21 protein-coding genes and 3 tRNA genes are annotated in these 19,895 nt (G+C 64.7%); 13 read left to right on the top strand and 11 right to left on the bottom strand.

The window, feature by feature from the left end:
• Positions 1-30 precede the first annotated feature (30 nt).
• Both G6R31_RS00465 and G6R31_RS00460 read right to left on the bottom strand, forming a co-directional pair.
• On the bottom strand, positions 31-351 hold the full coding sequence (locus G6R31_RS00465) for a metal-sulfur cluster assembly factor (RefSeq protein WP_017870951.1): 321 nt from the start codon (positions 349-351) through the stop codon (positions 31-33).
• The gene (locus G6R31_RS00460; protein WP_017870950.1) at positions 348-668 is read right to left on the bottom strand and encodes a rhodanese-like domain-containing protein; all 321 of its coding nucleotides are present in this window, start codon (positions 666-668) and stop codon (positions 348-350) included. Before G6R31_RS00460 ends, G6R31_RS00465 begins: the two co-directional genes overlap by 4 nt.
• 34 nt (positions 669-702) lie before the next feature.
• Between G6R31_RS00460 and deoD the strand changes: the two genes are divergently transcribed.
• Together deoD and G6R31_RS00450 are read left to right on the top strand one after the other, a co-directional pair.
• Entirely contained in the window at positions 703-1,422 is a 720-nt protein-coding gene (gene deoD, locus G6R31_RS00455) for a purine-nucleoside phosphorylase (protein WP_017870949.1), read from the top strand.
• Positions 1,423-1,684: 262 nt separating this feature from the next.
• Entirely contained in the window at positions 1,685-2,035 is a 351-nt protein-coding gene (locus tag G6R31_RS00450; RefSeq protein ID WP_017870948.1) for a hypothetical protein, read from the top strand.
• A 393-nt stretch (positions 2,036-2,428) separates the two neighbouring features.
• On the opposite strand, the gene G6R31_RS00445 is transcribed toward G6R31_RS00450, so the two are convergent.
• On the bottom strand, positions 2,429-3,712 hold the full coding sequence (locus G6R31_RS00445; protein WP_081608286.1) for an RsmB/NOP family class I SAM-dependent RNA methyltransferase: 1,284 nt from the start codon (positions 3,710-3,712) through the stop codon (positions 2,429-2,431).
• Between the two features lie 88 nt (positions 3,713-3,800).
• Positions 3,801-5,063 carry an MFS transporter gene (locus G6R31_RS00440; RefSeq protein ID WP_025567973.1) on the bottom strand — a complete coding sequence of 421 codons (1,263 nt, stop codon included), beginning with the start codon at positions 5,061-5,063 and terminating at the stop codon, positions 3,801-3,803.
• Positions 5,064-5,221: 158 nt separating this feature from the next.
• On the opposite strand from G6R31_RS00440, the gene G6R31_RS00435 reads away from it, so the two are divergent.
• Positions 5,222-5,635, top strand: coding sequence for a hypothetical protein (locus G6R31_RS00435; RefSeq protein ID WP_152423679.1), 414 nt, complete (start codon positions 5,222-5,224; stop codon positions 5,633-5,635).
• A 34-nt stretch (positions 5,636-5,669) separates the two neighbouring features.
• Here the strand turns inward: G6R31_RS00435 and G6R31_RS00430 are convergent, their stop codons facing one another.
• A complete protein-coding gene (locus G6R31_RS00430; protein ID WP_017870944.1) occupies positions 5,670-6,443 on the bottom strand; it encodes a hypothetical protein in 774 nt (257 codons plus the stop codon).
• A gap of 290 nt (positions 6,444-6,733) precedes the next feature.
• Between G6R31_RS00430 and leuS the strand changes: the two genes are divergently transcribed.
• The gene (leuS, locus tag G6R31_RS00425) at positions 6,734-9,202 is read left to right on the top strand and encodes a leucine--tRNA ligase (protein ID WP_017870943.1); all 2,469 of its coding nucleotides are present in this window, start codon (positions 6,734-6,736) and stop codon (positions 9,200-9,202) included.
• 228 nt (positions 9,203-9,430) lie between these two features.
• The gene (locus G6R31_RS00420) at positions 9,431-9,733 is read left to right on the top strand and encodes a hypothetical protein (protein ID WP_017870942.1); all 303 of its coding nucleotides are present in this window, start codon (positions 9,431-9,433) and stop codon (positions 9,731-9,733) included.
• A gap of 259 nt (positions 9,734-9,992) precedes the next feature.
• Here G6R31_RS00420 and G6R31_RS00415 read toward each other — a convergent pair whose 3' ends face one another.
• The gene (locus G6R31_RS00415) at positions 9,993-10,184 is read right to left on the bottom strand and encodes a hypothetical protein (RefSeq protein ID WP_017870941.1); all 192 of its coding nucleotides are present in this window, start codon (positions 10,182-10,184) and stop codon (positions 9,993-9,995) included.
• Positions 10,185-10,546: 362 nt separating this feature from the next.
• Here G6R31_RS00415 and G6R31_RS00410 point away from each other — a divergent pair, with 362 nt between their 5' ends.
• From G6R31_RS00410 to G6R31_RS00395, 4 genes are all read left to right on the top strand, one after another.
• A complete protein-coding gene (locus tag G6R31_RS00410) occupies positions 10,547-11,887 on the top strand; it encodes a hemolysin family protein (RefSeq protein WP_017870940.1) in 1,341 nt (446 codons plus the stop codon).
• Positions 11,880-12,338: a cytidine deaminase gene (cdd, locus tag G6R31_RS00405; protein WP_017870939.1), complete on the top strand. Its 459-nt coding sequence runs from the start codon at positions 11,880-11,882 to the stop codon at positions 12,336-12,338. The genes G6R31_RS00410 and cdd overlap by 8 nt, the downstream gene beginning before the upstream one ends.
• A gap of 52 nt (positions 12,339-12,390) precedes the next feature.
• Positions 12,391-13,698 carry an adenylosuccinate lyase gene (gene purB, locus G6R31_RS00400; RefSeq protein WP_017870938.1) on the top strand — a complete coding sequence of 436 codons (1,308 nt, stop codon included), beginning with the start codon at positions 12,391-12,393 and terminating at the stop codon, positions 13,696-13,698.
• A gap of 100 nt (positions 13,699-13,798) precedes the next feature.
• A complete protein-coding gene (locus G6R31_RS00395) occupies positions 13,799-14,896 on the top strand; it encodes an IS1 family transposase (protein ID WP_444542367.1) in 1,098 nt (365 codons plus the stop codon).
• 48 nt (positions 14,897-14,944) lie between these two features.
• Here the strand turns inward: G6R31_RS00395 and G6R31_RS00390 are convergent, their stop codons facing one another.
• The 5 genes from G6R31_RS00390 to G6R31_RS00370 form a co-directional block, all read right to left on the bottom strand.
• A complete protein-coding gene (locus G6R31_RS00390; protein WP_017870936.1) occupies positions 14,945-15,409 on the bottom strand; it encodes a hypothetical protein in 465 nt (154 codons plus the stop codon).
• Between the two features lie 65 nt (positions 15,410-15,474).
• A complete protein-coding gene (locus G6R31_RS00385) occupies positions 15,475-15,852 on the bottom strand; it encodes a roadblock/LC7 domain-containing protein (RefSeq protein ID WP_017870935.1) in 378 nt (125 codons plus the stop codon).
• Complete coding sequence (locus tag G6R31_RS00380) at positions 15,849-16,421, bottom strand: GTP-binding protein (protein WP_017870934.1); 573 nt, start codon at positions 16,419-16,421, stop codon at positions 15,849-15,851. The genes G6R31_RS00385 and G6R31_RS00380 overlap by 4 nt, the downstream gene beginning before the upstream one ends.
• Positions 16,418-17,053 carry a DUF4388 domain-containing protein gene (locus G6R31_RS00375; protein ID WP_017870933.1) on the bottom strand — a complete coding sequence of 212 codons (636 nt, stop codon included), beginning with the start codon at positions 17,051-17,053 and terminating at the stop codon, positions 16,418-16,420. Before G6R31_RS00375 ends, G6R31_RS00380 begins: the two co-directional genes overlap by 4 nt.
• Positions 17,054-17,288: 235 nt before the next feature.
• Positions 17,289-17,936 (bottom strand): hypothetical protein, encoded by a 648-nt coding sequence (locus tag G6R31_RS00370; protein WP_017870932.1) that lies wholly within the window; start codon positions 17,934-17,936, stop codon positions 17,289-17,291.
• 190 nt (positions 17,937-18,126) lie between these two features.
• Between G6R31_RS00370 and G6R31_RS00365 the strand changes: the two genes are divergently transcribed.
• The 4 genes from G6R31_RS00365 to G6R31_RS00350 all read left to right on the top strand — a co-directional run bounded on the left by G6R31_RS00365 (position 18,127) and on the right by G6R31_RS00350 (position 19,778).
• Positions 18,127-19,404 (top strand): nitrilase-related carbon-nitrogen hydrolase, encoded by a 1,278-nt coding sequence (locus tag G6R31_RS00365; protein WP_017870931.1) that lies wholly within the window; start codon positions 18,127-18,129, stop codon positions 19,402-19,404.
• A gap of 68 nt (positions 19,405-19,472) precedes the next feature.
• Positions 19,473-19,560, top strand: a tRNA-Ser gene (locus tag G6R31_RS00360).
• Between the two features lie 28 nt (positions 19,561-19,588).
• Positions 19,589-19,681, top strand: a tRNA-Ser gene (locus tag G6R31_RS00355).
• Positions 19,682-19,701: 20 nt separating this feature from the next.
• A tRNA-Arg gene (locus G6R31_RS00350) sits at positions 19,702-19,778 on the top strand.
• Positions 19,779-19,895 lie beyond the last annotated feature (117 nt).

Below are 19,895 nucleotides of genomic sequence, written 5' to 3'. Positions count from 1 at the left end.
CCTTTCCCCTCTTCCCTTTACTCTCTACACTTACACGTTGAACCCAAACATCCGCATCTGCCGCTTGCCGTCTTCGGTCATCTTGTCCGGCCCCCAGGGCGGCGTCCAGACGAATTCCACGTTGACATCGTTCACGCCGTCCAGACGGCCCACGGCCATTTCGGCGTCGGCGCGGATGAGATCCTGCACCGGGCAGCCCACGCTGGTCAGGGTCATGGTGATGTCCACCTTGCCATCTTCCATCACGTCCACGCCGTAAATCAGGCCCAGGTCGACCACGTTGACGGGGATTTCGGGGTCTTTGACGACCTTGAGGGCCTCCAGCACCTGCTCTTCGGTAGGCAGCGTCATTGGCCGCGCACCGAGGGGAGGCCGTCTTCGAGCCAGGCGTTCGTGCCGCCCTTGAGGTTGACCACGTCGCTGTAGCCCTGTTCCAGCAGCAGTTCTCCGGCACGCTGGCTGCGTGCCCCGCTGCGGCAGATCATGACCAGCGGCTTGTCCTTGGGCAGTTCGGCGTAGCGGCTTTCGAACTCGCTGAGCGGAATGAGCTGTGCGCCCTCGGCGTGGACGTTGTCGAACTCCTCCTGTTCGCGCACGTCCACCAGCAGTGCGCCGCCCTGCACCAGCTTTTGCCCCTCGGCGGGGGTGACTTCTTTGAGATTCGTCATGAGGCCAGGATACCGAATGGGCTACCCTGTCGATATGAGCATTCATCTCAATGCCGAACCCGGCCAGATTGCCGAAACCGTCCTGCTGCCCGGCGACCCGCTGCGGGCCAAGCACATCGCCGAAACGTTCCTCGAAAACCCCGTGCAGCACAACACGGTGCGCGGCATGCTGGGCTTTACCGGCACCTACAAGGGCCAGCGCGTGAGCGTGCAGGGCACCGGCATGGGCATTCCGAGCTGCATGATCTACACCGAGGAACTGATTACCCAGTACGGCTGCAAAAACCTGATTCGCGTGGGCACCTGCGGCAGCTACCAGGAGGACGTGCGGGTGCGCGACATCATCATCGGGCAGGCGGCCAGCACCGACAGCAATGTCAACAAGATTCGCTTCGGCGAAAAGACCTTCGCGCCCATCGCCGATTTCGAGCTGCTGCTGCGGGCCTACCAGATTGCCCAGGAGCGCGGCTTTCGCACCCACGTCGGCAACATCATGAGCAGCGACACCTTCTACCATGACGATTTCGACCAGTACAAAATCTGGAAGGACTTCGGCGTGCTGGCGGTGGAGATGGAAGCGGCGGGCCTGTACACCGTCGCCGCCAAGCACGGCGTGCGCGCGCTGACCATCCTGACCGTCAGCGACCACCTGATTACCCGCGAGGAAACCACGTCCGAGGAGCGGCAGCTCACCTTCAACGGCATGATCGAGGTCGCCCTCGACGCCGCGCTGGGACTGGGCCAGAAAGCCTGATACGGATTCCGCTTAATTCCTGCACAGTCGGGAAAGCGCCGCCTGTGCATCCATATCGCGGAATCCGTATTTTTTCCTACTCGCATCCGCTCTGCTGCGCAGCTTTACAAGTCGGATTGAATCTGAAACGACCAGATTCAATCGGAATCCGTATGAGCAGAGCTTCCCGCGTTCCTCCCCTGGCCGCGGGGGAGGTTTTTTTGACCCTGGCCTGACGCTCGCCCTCAGCCAGTTCACCGGGCGAGGCGGTAAAACGCGGCGCATGAACCGGGTTCTCTCCCTCCTGCTTGCCCTCACCCTCGGCAGTTCCGCGCTGGCCTGCACGCCCGCGCAGTCGGCGCAGCGTGCCCAGGCGGCGGCGCGGGCCACCGTCACGCAGCGCATGAACACGGCGGCCTTCGTGTACGGCTTCCTGTACAGCAACGTGCGCCATGACGTGCAAATCGGGGCACCGACCATCCGGGGCAAGGTCGCCACCGTGCGCGGCACCCTGAGCATCCGCGCCACCGAGCGGGCGAGCGGCAAAGCGGTGCAGGGGCGCTATCCCGGCACCGTCACGCTGAGCAAGGTGGACGCGTGCGGCTGGAAAGTGACCGGGTACAAGCAGGGCTAGAGCAGTTGAGACAGGCTGATACGTCGGTAGGACTTGAAAAGAAGGCTCTGGCGGGGTCGTAGCGTAGAGGCTTTAGCTTCAGCTTTTGGCCCCAACCCCAAACCCCTCTCCCCAAAGGGGACAGGCGGCTCTAACGCTGGCGCTGTGCAAATGGCGGTAGTTTCGGTGGCCGGGCGGTTTTCCTCATACGGATTCCGCTTAATTCCTGCACAGTCGGGCCTGTACAGTTGGGAAGGCGCCGCCTGTGCATCCATATCGCAGAAGTCCGTATTTTTTCCTACTCGCATCCGCTCTGCTGAGCAGCTTTGCAAGTCGGATTGAATCTGAAACGACCAGATTCAATCGGAATCCGTATGAGGGGTTGAAAGGAGGCGAAGCAGCGACCTCTTTACGTCAAAGCTCCGAAATCGCCTCCCCTTTTCGCCGCAGCCTTGCCATGAAAAAGCCGTCCACGCCGCCCACCGGCACGGTCAGCACGCCCGCGCCTGCTGGGACGTGCGGCACGTCCAGTCCGGGCACCGCTTCCGCTGTGAAGTCGGGGTGGGCTGCCAGAAACCCGGCCACGACCCCTGGCCCCTCCTGCAGCGTGACCGAGCAGACGGAGTAGACGAGCACGCCCCCCGGCTCGACCAGCGCGGCGGCGTTGGGCAGCATCCGGGCTTGCAACTGCGCCGCCGCGTCCACCGCTTCCGGCGTGAGCCGCAGCTTGATTTCGGGGTGAGAGCGCAGGGTGCCGCTGCCGGTGCAGGGCGCGTCCAGCAGCACGAAGGGCGCGGGCGGCAGGTCGAGCGGCGCGGTCAGGTCGTGGGTCACGAACTCGGCCCGCAGCCCCAGCCGCCTGAGGTTGGCGCGGGCCGCCTCGTGCTTGCGGGCGACCACGTCCACGCTGGTCACGTCGGCCCCCCGCGTCGCCAGCATCGCCGCCTTGATGCCCAGCCCCCCGGCGAGGTCAAGGACTCGCGCCCCCCTGACCTCACCCAGCGCGTCCACGCAGGCGAGGCTGGCGGGGTTGATGGGCTGCGCCTGCCCATCGGCAAAGGCCCGCGTCTCGCGCAGCGGCTGGGCCAGTTCGACCCGCTCGGTGCCCTGCTGGCCGGGAAACACCACGTTCCCGTCCTCTTCCAGCATCCGCACGCCCGCGTCCGAGAGGCTCAGCCACAGCGGTTGCGGGGTCAACAGGTCGGTGAGCACCGCCTCCGTCTGCTCGCCGTACGCCTCGCGGTACACCCCCGCCAGCCACGCGGGAAGCTCGGGCACGTCGGCCTTCTCGACCCGGCGCAGCACGGCGTTCACCAGTCCGGGCGGGGCCAGTCGGGCGTCACGGGCGAGGTTGACGTATTCGTTGACCACCGCGTGCAGCGGCGTGTTCAGATGCAGTTTTTCGAAGGCCCCGGCCAGCAGCAGCGCCCGCGCCTTGGGGTGGGTCTTGCCCGTCAGCAGCGGCGTAAGCGCGGCGTCCAGCGAAGGAAAATGCCGCAGCGTGCCGTAGACGATGTGGGTCGCCAGCCCCGCGTCCCGTCCCGGCAGCCGGGCACTTTGCAGCGCCGCGTCAAGCGCCGTCGCCGCGAAGCCCTCGCCCGCCAGCACCCGAATCAGGACGCGCACGGCGACTTCGCGGGCCGGGTTGAAAGGCTGGGGACGACGGGGAGCAGCGGAGCGGGCAGGCGGGCGAGTCATCCGGGGCAGGATACAGGGAGGGGGTAGAGGGGGAAGGGTGGAGAGCGGAGGGTTAAAGACCCCTCTCCCCTCTCCACCCTCAACCCCTTCAGGCCGTCGGCGTCGCCTGCGGCTGAACCTTGGGGCGCATCAGCAGCGTCAGCACGAACAGCACTGCCAGAATCGCGCCACTGGCGACGTAGGGCGCACCGTGCCCGACGCTCTGGTAGAGGTTGGTCGCCAGCAGCGGCCCCACCATGCGGCCCAGGGCCAATGCCGAGGAGTTCAGGCCCGCCACTGCGCCCTGTTCGTCGCGGCCTGCGCTGAGGCTGAGGGCCGCGCTGAGGGTCGGGCTGAGAATCGCGCTGCCCACGCCGACCAGGGCCAGCGCCGCCGTGATGGGCCAGTAGGCGTGGGTCTGCGGAATCAGGAACATCCCGGCGGCCATGACGACCAGCCCGGCCAGAATCAGCGGGGTGGGGGGCAGTTTCTTGCTCAGGGGCCGAATCGCGCCGCCCTGCACCAGCGCCGCCAGAATCCCGAAAATGGCGAGCATGCCGCCCACCGTCTTGGCGGTCTGGGAGCCGCTGAGGTTCATGGCGTCCTGCACGTAGAAGGCGATGGTCTGCTCCATGCCCACGCTGGCGAGGGTCGAGAGGGCGCTGACCGCCAGAAACAGCGGAATGGCCCCCTTGCCGAGCAGGGCGCGGCGGTCTCCCTGCTGGGCCTGCGCCATGCCGGGGTGACGCGTTTCAGGCACCAGAAAGTAAGCCAGCGCCGCCGTGAACAGGCCCAGGCCCGCGCTGAAGTACACCGGCGCAATCAGACTGATGCCACTCAGGGCCGCGCCGATGGCCGGGCCGAACACCACGCCCAGGCCGAACGCCGCGCCAATCAGGCCCATGCTGGCGGCGCGGTCTTTTTCGCTGCTGATGTCGGCCATCATCGCCTGCGCGGTGGGCAGGGTGGCGCTGGAAAAGATGCCGCCGATGACGCGCGAGGCCACCAGCAGCGCGAACAGGGTGCCTGCCGCCAGGCCGCCGTTCATGCCGAGTTGTGCCAGCAGGCCGAACAGCCCGAAACTCACCGAAAATCCGACGAGGCCCATGATGAGGGTCGGGCGGCGGCCCTGACGCTCACTGCGGCTGCCCCAGATGGGCGAAAAGATGAACTGCATCAGCGAGTAGGCGGTGGAAAACCAGCCGATTTGCGCCGGGGTCAGCCCCAGCTCGCGGCCCAGCGGCCCGATGATGGGAAACAGCACGCTCAGGCCCAGCATGGCGATAAAGATGGTCAGAAACAGGATGATTTTGGTGCGCCCCGTGGCCTTGGTGTCCATGCCAGTGGCGGCGGGAGGAGGAGTCGCGGTCATGCAGCGGAGTATATACCTCTGGCTTACCGAGCGGTCAGGAGTCGTTGTGAGATAGATCGCAGTTCATCTTTGGATGAACCGAGCGAACTTGAAAAGCTGCAAACGCGGCCTTTTATGCGAAATGCTCTGAGTCACTCTCGCCCGCTATGCTGCCCCTCATGCGCCGTGTACGCCCGCCTGTTCTGAGTCTGAGCCTGCTGATGGCCTTGCCGCTCACGGCCTGTGCTCCCGCCAATACTCCGCTATACTGCTTTGCTGACCCCGCCCAGGTCTGGGGCGTGTCTCCCCTCCCCGCCGACGCCCAGCCCGAATGCCCCGATTCCGACACGGTGCGCGGTGAGGTCAGGAGCGGCAAAACCCGCATCGAGCAGTTCGCCCTCCCCGCAGACCAAGCCGAAACCGTCTTGAAACTGATGCAGGGCGCGGGCTACGCGGTGGTCAGCCGCAAACCCGACGACGGCATTCAACTCGAAGCCATCCTCAGAAAGGGCGGCGACCAGGTGATGTACTTCGCCGAGCACCAGCCGGGGCGAACTTTTGTGACGCTGACGGGGTACGGGCATGGGGAGTAAAGCGAAAGCAGGCATTGCCCGCAAACGCCTCATTTCAACTGCGTGCCGATTCGTATTTCCAGAGGGCGTGGTCTACAGCGGCCGCAGGCTGCCCTAGCCGCTCAGCGGCGCAGGAGATCGCCTGACGAATCAGTAGATAATCTGCCTCATCGCCGCTTTTGGGTTGCCAGCCACGACCGACGATATGCCCCACACGGCGCAGCAGGAGAGTATCCGGTTTGACGAAATCGGTGCGCCCCAGACACATCAGCAGGTAGGCTCCCAACGCGAGGCCCATACCTCTGACTTTGTACGGCGATTTGCCGTCCAAATTGACGATGCCTTGCATGACCAGACGCTCAAGCTCGCCACTTTCGCCCGTATCTGTGCAGGTGAAAGGTTGACCTGCCGGAAGTGCTTGCAAGTCGCGTTTGGTTTCATAGCCCTTGGCGGCAAAAAACTCGCACACGTCATACGCCACTTCAACTTTGGTGCGCCCAGAGATTTTGCCTCTATAGCCGAAGATATGTTCCGCCACCCAATCAAATCGTTCGGTGCTGGGACGAACGTCAGTCTCATCTCTCACGAAAGCAAGGAACCCGGAGAAAGTGAGTTCTGGAGTATCTCGCAACCCCGACTTTTCGGCAAAGGTAGCCAGCGCCTTTTCGACCACCGAAAACCTGACCTGAGAACTAAAAACGCAGTCCAGAACGGCGTATACACCACTTTTTCGCCAATCGGCATCAAAGAGGCCATTCGGCGCTATCCCTTCGTCTGCGAGGAAGGTGATAATCCTGTCACTCAATTCGAAGACGGTAGGTCGAGACATGCCCCAGGATAATGGAATGTCTCCCGACATTTCCCTTTGCCCGCCCCTATCCAATCCGTTACACTTGACCCGTGATTCGCTCTGCGCTTACCGACCGGGGACGCCTCGCCTAGCTTCAAGCTGCGTGCGAGTCGTCCCCGGTAGCGTGTGCGCCGGGGCGATTTTTTGTTGATGGTCGATGGGTGATGGTTGATAGACCAGCCTCAGCATTTGCAAAAGCCTCAGCCTCTTTTCTCCATCAACCATCAGCGAAGCGGAACCATCACCCATCAACCCCTCAAGGAGCACCTATGACCCAACCGACCAAACCCAACATCGTCCCCCCCCGCGCCGAGCGCTACAACCCGCACGCCATTGAGCAAAAATGGCAAACACAGTGGCAGGAGTCGGGCCTGTACAAGTTCGACGAAAACGCGCCCGGCGAGAAGTTCTACGCCCTGACCATGTTCCCCTATCCCAGCGGCAACCTACACATCGGGCACTGGTACGCCAACGTCGCGCCCGACGCCCGCGCCCGCTGGCTGCGGATGCGCGGGTACAACGTGCTGTTTCCGATGGGCTTCGACTCGTTCGGCCTGCCCGCCGAGAACGCCGCCATCAAGCATGGCATCAACCCCGCCGACTGGACGTACAAGAACATCGAGCACATGACGGGGCAGTTTCAGCGCATGGGGACGATGATCGACTGGAGCCGCCAGTTTGCGACCTCCGACCCCGAGTACTACCGCTGGAACCAGTGGTTTTTCATTCAGATGTACAAGCGCGGGCTGGCCTACAAGAAGGGCGGCCTGGTCAACTGGTGCCCCAAAGACCAGACCGTGCTGGCGAACGAACAGGTCGTGAACGGCCACTGCGAGCGCTGCGGCAGCCCCGTGGAGCGGCGCAACCTGAGCCAGTGGTACCTGAAAATCACCGACTACGCCGACGAACTGCTGGACTTCTCGCACACCGACATGCCCGAAAAGGTGCGGGCCATGCAGACCAACTGGATCGGCAAATCGGTCGGCGCGGAAGTCACCTTCGACACGCCCGTGGGGGGCGAAACGGTGTTCACCACCCGCCCCGACACGCTGATGGGCGCGACCTTCATGGTGCTGGCCCCCGAACATGCCAAGGTCGCGGCGCTGACCACCGACGAGCAGCGCGGCGCGGTGGAAGCCTACGTGGAAGCCGCCGGGCGCAAGACCGACGTGGAGCGCCAGCAGGAAGGCGAGAAAACCGGCGTCTGGACGGGCAGTTACGCCACCCACCCGGTCACGGGCGAGCCGTTGCCCATCTGGATTGCCGACTATGTTCTGGTCACCTACGGCACCGGCTCCATCATGGCTGTGCCCGCCCACGACGAGCGTGATTTCGCCTTTGCAAAGGCGTTCGGCCTGCCCATCAAGGAAGTCATCCGGCCCGAAGGCGCAGAAGGCATGGGCGAGAATCCCGAAGCCCCCTATTCCGGCGAAGGCCACATCGTGAACTCCAGCGAGTTCGACGGGATGCCCGGCGGCAAAGCGAGCATCACGGCCATCGTCGCCAAGCTGGAAGGGCGCGGCATCGCCAGGGCCAAGACCACCTACCGCCTGCGCGACTGGCTGTTTGCCCGCCAGCGGTACTGGGGCACGCCGATTCCCTTCGTCCACTGCCCCGAACACGGCGCGCAGCCCGTCCCCGAAGACCAGTTGCCGGTCAAGCTGCCGAAGGACGTGGAATTCACCCCCACCGGCCAGAGTCCCCTGAAGCTGGACGCGGAATGGAAGGCCACCACCTGCCCCGTCTGCGGCGGCCCCGCCGAGCGCGACACCGACACGATGGACACCTTCGTGGACTCCAGCTGGTACATGTACCGCTACCTGTCGCCCGACTACCATGAAGGGCCGTTCGACCCCAGCAAGGCGGGGCTGCTGCCCGTTGACCTGTACACCGGGGGCATCGAGCACGCGATTTTGCACCTGCTGTACTCCCGTTTCTGGACGAAGGTGATGCGCGACATGGGCCTGACCACGCAGCACGAGCCGTTCGCCCAGTTGCGCAACCAGGGCATGATTCTGGGCGAGGACGGCGAAAAGATGTCCAAGTCGCGTGGCAACGTCGTAGACCCCGACGACCTGGTGAGCGAGTACGGGGCCGACACCGTGCGGGCCTTCCTGATGTTCATCGCGCCGTGGGAAATTGGCGGCCCCTGGGACTCGCAGGGCATCAACGGCCCCTCCAAGTGGCTGGCCCGCGTCTGGAACCTGTTCTTCGAGGAAAAAGTCAGTGGCCCCGAGGAAAAGATGACGGACGCCGACGTGCGCTTTGCCGTTCACTCGGCACTGAAAAAAGTGGGCGACGACTTCGAGCGCATGAGCTTCAACACCATCATTTCCACGCTGATGGAACTGACGAACGCGCTGGTCAAGGCCAAGCGCAGCCCCGTGTACGGCACGCCCGTCTGGGACGAGGCGCTGGACATCTTCAACCGGATGCTGGCCCCCGTCGTGCCCCACATCGCCGAGGAAATCTGGAGTGAGCGCGGCAAAGAAGGCAGTGTCCACACCGCCCAGTGGCCTGCCGTAGACGAGGCAGCCGCCGTGCGCGACACCGTGACCATCGGCGTGCAGGTCAGCGGCAAGGTGCGCGGCGAGGTCAGCATTTCCAAGACCGCCACCCAGGAAGAAGCGCTGGGCGCGGCGCGGGACAACGCCGAAGTCGCCAAATACCTGGAAGGCAAGACGGTGGTCAAGGAGATTTACGTGCCAGGGCGGATTATCAACATCGTGGTGAAGTAGGCAAAGCCGAATCAAGGTGAACCGAGGTAGAGAGGCCAGGACAGACTCCTGCGCCTCTCTTTTCGTCGCCGGGAGAGTCACAGAGGCAGCCAAAGTCACCTCTTGCACCTTTAGCTTGTCTCGTGTCAAGATTGGGGTCGAAGCAAGTCTTTCTTCTCGTCACCCCAGGTTTTCCTGCACGCCCTGCGTCGGCGGGAACAGCCGTCCTATCCCCTGCCCGGAGACCGTATGCCTGACCTGCCGCCCCTGCCGCCTTCCGTTTTCAGCCTTCCCGCGCTGCCCCAGCGCTGGCACAGTTCGCCGGACTGGGTGCGCGACCTCAACGGCGAGCCGGTGTTCAGGAGCGTGGCGGGGCGCCCCGTGCTGGTGGCGATTCGCTGGGCGGACGACTGCGCTCCCCCCGGCTTCGCGCGGCTTGGGCCAGGGATGTTCTTCCCCGACGACACCGCCGAGGGGCAACGCTGGAAGACCCGCATGGCCTGGACGCAGCCGCACCCGCACCCGCCGCACGAACTGGCCGCCCGCCCCTGATACGGATTCCGCTTCATTCCTGCACAGTCGGGCCTATACAGTTGGGAAAGCGCCGCCTGTGCATCCATATCGCGTAACCCGTATTTTTTCCTACTCGCATCCGCTCTGCTGCGCAGCTTTGCAAGTCGGATTGAATCTGAAACTACCAGATTCAATCGGAATCCGTCTGAGCCGACGCGACCCCGGACCGAAGCGACCTCGGTGGGCCGAAAAAAAGCCCCTGCCGCAGCAGGAGCCGTTTCCTTCCAGTCGAACGGAATTATTCGCTATCGAGCGCGGTGTACTTGGTGTTGCCGGTGTCCACGTTCTCTTCCAGGGTGTCCTGGGACATGTCGGCACCAGGCTCCTGGCGAGCGCCCCGGCCAGGTTCCATGTTCATGTCGCGGGCCTGACCTTCTTCCACGGCGGTGGAGTTGGCGGGGTTGGGGTTCTGGGCATCGTCTTTGGTCATGGGTCCATGCTGCCGGGCCAGCCGACCGACCGAGTGAGAGGAAGGCCAGAAGACCTATACCGACAGGTTTTCCCCTTCCCAGGGGCCGCGCACTTCGCTGCGCCATCAGAGGGCAGTCAGGGTGTCAGGAGCCGAACAATTGAGGCGGGGGCACGTGGTATAGTCGCCGCTGCTATGGAGCCTCCCAGTTCTGGCTCTTCACGAGCGCCCAGCGAAGCCCGCCAGCAGGCGGATTTTTTACTGTGGCTGATTCCCATGACCGGACACCGACGCCGCCTTGCCCTGTTTTCTGAACGGGGCCACGCGGCGGGCAGCATGTGCCAGGCGGATGACCGGGACGCGAACATGGAGCGCGTCACTGCATGAACGACATTCTTGGAATCGTGGCGCTGTTTGCCCTGGTGCTGATGAACGGCTTTTTCGTGGCCGCCGAATTCGCCCTGGTCAGCGTGCGCCGCACCCGCATCGACCAGCTCGCCGAGGAAGGCAACGCCACCGCGCAGGCGACGCAAAAGGCCCTGCAAAACCTGGACCTGTACATCGCCGCCACGCAGCTCGGCATCACGATGGCGAGTCTGGCCATCGGCTTTGTCGCTGAACCGGCCATCGAGCACCTGCTGGAGCCGCTGCTGCAAGACACCGCCCTGAGCGAAAGCCAGCGCAAGGCGATTGCCTTCGGGGTGGCCTTTGCCATCAGCACCATCCTGCACATCGTCTTCGGTGAGCTGGCGCCCAAAAGCTGGGCACTGCAACGCGCCGAGCAGGTCTCGCTGCTCGTGACCCGCCCGCTGCTCGCTTTCACGCTGGTGTTCAAGTGGGCCATCAAGGGCCTGAACGCGCTCGGCAACGGCGTGGTCCGGGCCTTCGGCCTGCGTGGGGTCGCCGGGCACCATGCCGCCTACTCCGAAGAGGAAATCCGCATGATCGTCAGCGCGTCGAGTCAGGAGGGCGTGCTGGAAGACAGCGAGAAGGAACTCGTCTACAACGTCTTCGACCTGTCCGACACCACCGTGCGCGAAGTCATGCGCCCGCGCGTGGACATGGTGACGGTGGACAGCGCCCTGCCGCTGCGCCGACTGCTCGAACTCAACGCCGAGCACGGCTACTCGCGGGTGCCGGTCTATCAGGACACCGCCGACAACATCGTGGGCATCGCGCACACCAGCGACGTGTTGCGGCACCTCGACGAACTCGACCACCTCACCATCGCCGACGTGATGCGCCCGGTGTTTTTCGTGCCCGAAGCGATGAAGATCAAGGACCTGCTCGCCAAGATGCGGGCCAAGAAGTCGCACATGAGCATCGTGGTGGACGAATTCGGCGGCACGATGGGTCTGGTCACGCTGGAAGACGCCATCGAAGAAATCGTGGGCGAAATCTACGACGAGACCGACGAGGAAGAGGAGCAGCCCATCATCGTCATCGCCGAGGGCATCTACCTGATGGACGCCGGGCTGACCGTCCACGAGGTCGAGGAGCGGCTGGGCACCGACATCGAGGAGGGCGAGGCCGAGTACGACACGCTCGCGGGCTTCATGACCAACCACTTCGGGGACATTCCCGAGGTCGGCCAGAGCTTCGTCCACAGCGGCTGGGCCTTTACGGTGGAAGAGGCCGACCAGCGCCGCGTCGCCCGGGTGCGCGTCGAGCGGGCGCCCGAGTACGACCCCTTCGACGTTCCCGTAGAGTTGCCCCGTGACTGAACCGACTGCGGCCAGACCGACCCAGAACGCCCTGAACCTGACCCCCGACCCGCAGCTGCTTGCCGGGGCGCAGGCCGCCTTCAAGCAGGCCTACGCGCCGTACAGCCGCTTCCGGGTGGGCGCGGCGCTGCGGACCCCCGACGGGCAGGTTTTTTTCGGCGCCAACGTGGAAAACTCCAGCTTCGGCCTGACCCGCTGCGCCGAGCAGTCGGCGGTGCAGGCGCTGGCGACGGCGGGCGGGCGCACCTTCACCGACCTCGTGGTGTACTCGGAGGCTTCTCCGCCCGCGAGTCCCTGCGGGGCCTGCCGACAGATTCTCTTCGAGTTTGCGCCGGACGCCCGGGTGGTCTGCACCAACAGCCAGGGCGACATCGTCAGCGGTCTGGTGCGTGACTTTCTGCCGCACGGTTTCCGGCTGTCACCCGGGGACGCCGGAACGCAGGACAGCTGAATTTTCGGCCCTCGCGTGGGGCGCCGCTCCGTATCCGTTACCCTGAGCGGCGATGATTGACCGCTACCTGACCCCCGAAATGAAGGTTCTCTGGAGCGAGGCGAACAAGTACCGCGCCTGGCTCAAGGTCGAGCTGAGCGCCATGGAAGCGCAGTCGCGGCATGGCGAAGTGCCCGCCGAGGCCTACGCCACGCTGATGGAGAAAAGCGCCGCCGACCCGCTCGACGACGCCTTCGCGGTCAAGGTGGCCGAAATCGAGGCCGTGACCCGGCACGACATCGTCGCCTTTACCCGCGCCCTGACCGAGCGCTACGGCGAGGAGGCCCGCTTCATCCACCACGGCCTGACGAGTACCGACGTGGTGGACACCGCACAGAATCTGCTGCTCGACGAGGCGCTGGGCCTCATCATCACCGACGTGCAGACGTTGCGCGAGGTGTGCCGCACGCAGGCGCTGACCTACAAGCACACGCCGACGGTGGGCCGCACCCACGGCATCCACGCCGAGCCGATGACCTTCGGCCTGAAGTTCCTGAACTGGATGGCGACGCTCGACCGCGACCTCGAGCGCTTGCAGGTTGCCCGGAGCCGCGTGCAGGTGGTCATGCTCTCAGGCTCGGTGGGCACCTACGCGCACGTCTCACCCAAAATCGAGGAAGAAGTCGCCGAGAGCTGGGGCTGGCACGCCGCGCCGGTCACCAACCAGACGCTCGCCCGTGACCGCCACGCCGAGGTACTGGCCGCGCTCGCCATCCTGGGGACCACGCTGGAGAAAATCGCGGTGGAAATCCGCCACCTACAACGCAGCGAGGTGCGCGAGGCGATGGAGCCGTTCGGCAAGGGGCAGACCGGCAGCAGCTCCATGCCGCACAAGAAAAACCCCATCCTGACCGAGAACGTGACCGGCTTTGCCCGGTTGCTGCGCGGCTTTCTGGCGACGGGCCTGGAAAACGTGGCGCTGTGGCACGAGCGCGACATTTCCCATTCCAGCGCCGAGCGGGTGATTCTGCCCGACGCCACCGCCAGCGCCAGCTACGCCACCCGCCGCCTGACCGGGGTGCTGCGCGACCTGGTCGTTTTCCCCGAGCGGATGCTCAAAAATCTGGACGACCTCGGCGGTCTGGTGTTCAGCCAGCGCGTGCTGCACGCCCTGATCGACGACAAGGGCATGACGCGCGAGGCGGCCTACGGGATCGTGCAGCGCAACGCCCTGAAATCCTGGGAAAGCGGCGAGGGCCTGCGCGACCTGCTCCGCGCCGACCCCGAAAACCCCCTGTCAGACGAGGAACTCGGCGCCGCCTTCGACCTCCAGTGGTACCTGCGGCATGTAGACGACATCTACGCCCGCTTCGGGATGTAGACAAAACGAAAAAGAGGGGCGCGTCCAAATTGCGGGGTAGTTGTCTGGAACTATGACCGACAGGGGTTGAAATGGGAGCGCCCGGAGCCTATCTCCGGGCGTGTTTTCATCTCTCCCGCTCGATAGTTTCGTTTGCCAGACCCCCCATTGTCCAGACTTTCAGCAGTCAGGCCGTCAGAACATCACGCTTCGGAGGTTTTACGGATCAGACAAGCGCCGTCTTTTGCGGTGTCGCACCTGTGGAACCACTTTCAGTGAGACCAAGGGCACGCCGTACTGGGGTAGCAAATTACCACCTGAGCGCATTGACAGCGTCGTTGACCATCTCACCCATGGCAATTGCTTCTCATCTACAGCATCCCTCACACGCTGTCATCGCACAACCGTTGCCCGAATTATGCGTCAGGCTGGCGTTCATTTACAGCAGTTCCATAGTCAGCATGCTCGTGACCTTGAGGTCACGAGCATGCAAGCCGACGAGCGGCATAGCTTCGTTGGCGAGAAAGCTGAGCAAGCTTGGGATTTCACCGTCGTTGACCCCAAAAGCAAGTTCGTCATTGAAGGTCAAGTTGGGGCCAGAACAGCCGAATTGACGAAGGTTCTGCTGATCGGCGCAAGGAAACGACTTGCCACTCCCAACAACCTTGTCCTATTCACTGATGGATATTTGCCCTACCAGAGCTTATTTCCAGAATTGTTCGGTACGTCGTGGCAGCCACCGAGACAGGGAAAGCGTGGTCGCTTTCCACAAAAGGCTTACCGCATCCCACGGAGCCTGGCCCACGTCCGCGTCATCAAGGAGTACAGCGGGAAGCGGGTCGTGGGCGTAAGGACAGAGATTGCAGCTGGAACGCAGAAACGGGTCAACCAAGAATTGCAGAGCCTTGGCTACACCACGCCAAATACCTCAGCAGTGGAGCGCCAGAACGCGACGGCTCGACGGATGAATCCACATCTGGTACGCAAAAGCCTCGCGTTTGCGAGGCTTCCCTTTCATCGAGTGACATTGGCTCATCTGGTTCAGGGTGTCTACAACTGGTGTAGGACGCAAAGGGGACTACGTCAGTCGCTGATAGAACCTATCGGACGGAAAAAGTACCTTCAGCAGACACCAGCGATGGCGATTGGGTTGACTTCGCAGTGCTGGACAATCCGCGATCTTCTGAGCTTGCCCTGTGGCGCTCCCTGTCGGTCATAGTTCCAACGAACTACCAAATTGCGGACGTGCCCCTCTTTTGCTGCCTGTTTAGAGCGGGCTGAACACGAAGCGGTCGTACTCGCCGCCGCGCAGCACGCTCTCGGTGTGCTCGCCGAGGAAGGTCTGGCCGGTGATGGCTTCCAGCGCGCCCCACACTGCGCCGAGGGTAAAGGTGCACTTGCGGTCGCTGCCCTGCTCCTCGCCCGCGCTGCACACGGTGTCGAAGCAATCGACGATGTAGTTGTCGCCGTCCTTGACCACGCTGTGCACGCCGGTCAGGCGGGTGCCGTCCTTGCCGATGGCGCTGTTGAGCAGGTCAGCAAGTTGCTCGGTGGGCACGTTGCTGCCGGTCACGCCGAGTTCACCGGCGAGCTTGTGGCCGCGCACTTTGCCCGCGCGGGTAAACACCACGGCAGCGCCGTCCGGGCCGAGGGTGTCTTCGATGCCGGTAATCACGGCCTTGAAACAGACGACAGAGTTGTAATCACCGAGGGTGGGGCGCAGTTCGTTCATGGAAGGACTCCTTGAAAAAGGGAAGGTTCAGGAAGAAGGAAACGAGCGGAGTGCCGATCAGCCGATCAGAGGACGAGCGCGACGGTGCGCGCCGCGTCACGGGCTTCCATGTGCAGCAGGCCGAGGTTCATGCCGGTGGGGGTCACGACGGCGAGCACGCCTTTGCGCCCGGTGGCGTACACGTACACCTGACCGTCGACGCCGCTGACCGACATTTCCGTCAGGTCGCCGGTGCCGAGGGTGTCGTTGATGCGCTTGCCCAGACCCAGGGCGGTGGCAGCCATCGCGGCCACGCGGTTGGAGTCGGTGGTGTCGCTGAAGGTCTGGGCAATCGGCAAACCGTCGGTGGTCGCCACCAGGGCGCCACGCAGTTCGGGCAGGGAGGTGCGGAGGCTCTGGAGGGTGGCCTGAAGTTGTTGCTGCTTGCTGGCGGGTGCGGTCATGCGGTCTCCTTGTCGAGCTGAGAATTGGGGTCGAGCTGAGAATTGGGGTCGAGCCGAGGCTCGGGGGTCAGTTGGGCTTCGAGCAGGTGAATCAGCACCTGCCGGGCGCTGTCGGGCTCGGTGGCCTGCAAACCGATCACCTGTTCTGAAGGCAGGTCGAAATAGCTGGCGATGTCTTGCGGACTCCAGACGTCGTCCAGGTCCTGTCGGGTCACACCGACCACGAACGGCACCGGGTTCCGGCTGGTGATGAATTCGAGGATGTGCCGGGCATGCAGGAAGTCCTGCGGGCGGTCCCCGGCGACGAGAAGCACCAGACCCAGGGCGCCTTCGCACAGCACGTCCCACATGAAGTCGAAGCGGTCCTGGCCGGGGGTGCCGTACAGGTGCAGCTCAGTGCCGTCGAGAACCAGCGTGCCGAAATCGAAGGCGACGGTGGTGGTGGCCTTGCCGATGTCCTCGCTGGCGTCTGCCTCGGTGCTGACCACCGGCGTTTCGGACAGGGTTTGAACGAAGGTGGTTTTGCCTGCCCCGACCGGGCCGGAGACGACGAGTTTCATGGGAATCATGCGGCACTTCCTCCAGTCAGTCGGCGCAGGGCACTCAGCAGCCTGCGGACAGGGCCTGCGGGCTGGGCGCTGGCCTGGGCCTGCGCGGCGGCCCGTTGCGGGGCAATCAGGCCAGCGGCGCGAAAACGGTAAAGCTCGGCCCGGGCTTCAGGGAGGCTGACCCGCAACTGGCTGGCCAGGTCGCTGGCCGAGGCCCCACCGCGCAGCAGCGGGGAGAGAGACGCCCAGCTCGCCCGCAGCGACTCCGGCAGGGGCATGGACTGGGCCGACGCCACGACCTCGAAGCGGGTGTCCTGATGCGGCAACTGCTGATCGGGAATGGCGCTGCCGCTCAGCGCTTCCCGGATCAGCTCGTTCATGGGCAGCGCGAGCTGATACTCGGTCGGTCCCGCCTCAAAGCTGTACTCGCCGCGTGCGCCGCTGACCAGTTGTCTTACCGTGTCGCGGACCCGCAGCGGCTCGTTGACGGGAAAGCCGTCGACAAACACCGCCTGCAAGGTGCCCTGCCGCAGATGCAGCTCGACGCTGCGTCCGGCCAGAGCGGTGCGCATGAACAGCACCCCGCTGTGGCGCTGAAGCACCTTGATGATGTCGTTGAACGCGTGATACTCGAAGTCGCCGTAAATGGCCAAGATCTATCATCCGCCTCTTTGCCTGAATCTGGGGCCAGTCGGCTGAACACTTGCGCTCCCTTGGGCACCCGTCAAGGACTGTAAGCGCGGGGGTCTTACACTTGTCTCACCCTGCTCGGCGTTCCACTCTCCTTACCCTGGCCCAGCGGTCAGGGCTTGCGAAACCGGACACTGCCATAAGTCACAGCATACCGTCCGGGCACCAGAGCGCCGGCTCCGTGAGCGTCCGCGCCCATCAGGGGGACGTTCTCCCCTCGCTTTCCTGCGGTGTTCCGTCTGCCCCTGACTTCCCTGCCCCCTCCACCGGCCAGCCCGTGACCAGCGGCCCGAAATCCACCTCGCCGTGCGCCGATACCGCCAGCACCCGGCGTTCGGCCAGGCCCCAGATGGCCCGGTGTATGGCCATTTCACGCCCGGCGTCCCCTCCCGGAGCCAACGCGTCGAGCAGGGCGGTGTAACGCGGGGCGGGCGGCTGGCCCCCGCTGAGTGGGCAGGCGTCGGCCACGCGGGTGAGCACCCGTCGCTCCTCGGGGGTCACCGCGTGCTGGAGGGCCTGCGCCCGTATCTGCTGCTGGGCGGCCCGCTGCTCGCGTTCGTGGCGCCGGGCGGCCAGGGCCGCGTCCACTTCCGGCGACAAACCGCGCTCCTGCCGACGCTGCTCGATCAGTTCTTCCAGCCGCTGCTCGGCCCGGTCATGCACCTGACCGCGCAGTTCCTCGCCGCGCCCGCGCAGGCTGCCGGTCACGTCCTGCACGCGGGGGTCGGTCAGCGCCCGCCCGGCGAGCTGCGTCGCCAGCGCCCGCACACGCCCCGGCAGGTCCCGGCCCACGTCGCCCTGCGTGCCCGGTTCGTGGTCCCGCCGCTTTCCTGAGGGTTTGAACATGCTTCACGGTGTCATGTTCCGGCCACCTGCGAATGTGAGGTGGGAACCGGGGGCCTGGGCCGTCAGAGCCTTGAACAGAAAAAACTTAGTGTTTTCGTCCGACTTGCAAAACTCCGAAAGAGCGAAAGAAGTGACCTGGGGCGCCTTTCCACAGGGCGCGTACTTCGGAGAACTGCTCTAGCATCGGGCCATGTCTGCCCCCACCCGCCGCTTTCGCGCTGTCGCCGTGCAGCCCCGCTGGTCGGTGCAGGACTTCGGCGACAACGCCTCTTTTCGCCGCTGGCTGCGCTCGCAACTGGAAGCGGCGCGGCCCCACCTCGCGGCGGACCGGCCCACCCTGGTCGTCCTGACCGAACTCAACGGCCTGCCGCTGGTCCTGCGCGGCGACAGCTGGGCGGCGCGGCTCGGCACCTTCGAGCGGGCGGCGGCGGCACTGTTCGTTCGGCGGCTGCGGCGGGCTTTGCCGGTGCTGCTGCGCGAGCGCGTTTCTCCCATTCGCGCCCTGCAACTGGCAGGCAGCGACGCAAACGCCGCGCTGTACCTGGAAACCTGCCGCGACCTCGCCCGCGAGTACGGGGTGTACCTCTGTTGTGGCTCGGCCCCACTGCCGCGCTACCGACTGAGCGCTGCCGGACTAGAGCGCGAACCCGGCGTGCTGACCAACCAGACGGTGCTGTTCGGGCCGGAAGGCGAACTGATCGGCTGCACCGACAAGGTTCACCTCACCCCTGCCGAGGAGGCGGGCGGCGTGGACCTGACGCCGGGCCGACTGGGCGAGCTGCGGGTCTTTCCCACCCCGGTCGGGGACCTGGGAGTGGCGATCAGCCTGGACGCCTTTCGCCGCGACGTGATTGGACGCCTGGAAGAGCAGGGCTGCACGGTGCTGCTTCAGCCCGACGCCAACGCCGCGCCCTGGACCGCGCCCGAGGGCCTGCCGCCCGACCCGGCCCATGTGCGCGACCAGCCGGTGGCCTGGCTGGAATCGAGCTGGGCCGTCACCGAGAACAGCCCGACCATTCGCTACGCCGTGAACCCGATGGTGGTCGGCAACCTGCTCGACCTGACCTTCGACGGTCAGAGCGCCATTACCGGCCCCGCTGCCGAAGCGCCCGAGCCGCGCAGTTACGTGCTGACCGAGCCGCGTCCCGGCTTTCTGGCGCTGGCGCCCTGGGTCATGCCGAACACCACCGACCCCGCAGAGCTGCGGCGCACCGGCCAGCAGCTCGCGGCCCGCAGTGGGCACCCCCAGGAAAACAGGTACCTGACGACGGTGCTGCACGCCGATCTGGAGTTGCCCCCGTCCACCTGCCCCGCGCCACCCGCCACCCCGCACGAGGAGGCTCTGCGGGCCTGGCTGGAAGGCCGGGCCGCGCTGGAACGCCCGCAACGCGCCCGGACAGGCTGGTCGGGCCTGGCCGCCCTGGGCCTTCTGGGGGCCGTCCTGCTGCGACGTGCGCGTGACCGTTGACAAGTTTCGGGGTCGCCCCTATACTTCCTCTCGCGCTTGAGACGGCAAGGAGCGCACCCGCCGAGTCAGGGGGGTTGGCCGAGTGGTTGAAGGCAACGGTCTTGAAAACCGTAGTGGGGCAACCTACCGGGGGTTCGAATCCCTCACCCCTCGCCAAAGCTTCGCAAGAAGCACATGACAACCTGGAGAGGTGGGTGAGCGGCTTAAACCAAGCGTTTGCTAAACGCTCGTACGCCTTAAAAGTGTACCGCGGGTTCGAATCCCGCCCTCTCCGCCAAAGCAGTACCACCACAGGATGTGCCCGTAGCTCAGCTGGATAGAGCGTCTGACTACGGATCAGAAGGCCAGGAGTTCGAATCTCTTCGGGCACACCACAGCAAAAGCCTCCGCTTGTGCGGGGGTTTTTTCTTTTGTCTCGCGGCGCTTGTCCCCATCTTCGAGGCACCGGACCTTCAACTCACCGATGGGCCGTTTCCTCTTGAAACCCGTGC

The organism is Deinococcus wulumuqiensis R12 (assembly GCF_011067105.1).
Lineage (GTDB): Bacteria > Deinococcota > Deinococci > Deinococcales > Deinococcaceae > Deinococcus > Deinococcus wulumuqiensis.
Note: the sequence above shows the minus strand (reverse complement) of the source record. Positions and strands in the feature narration are given on the sequence as shown.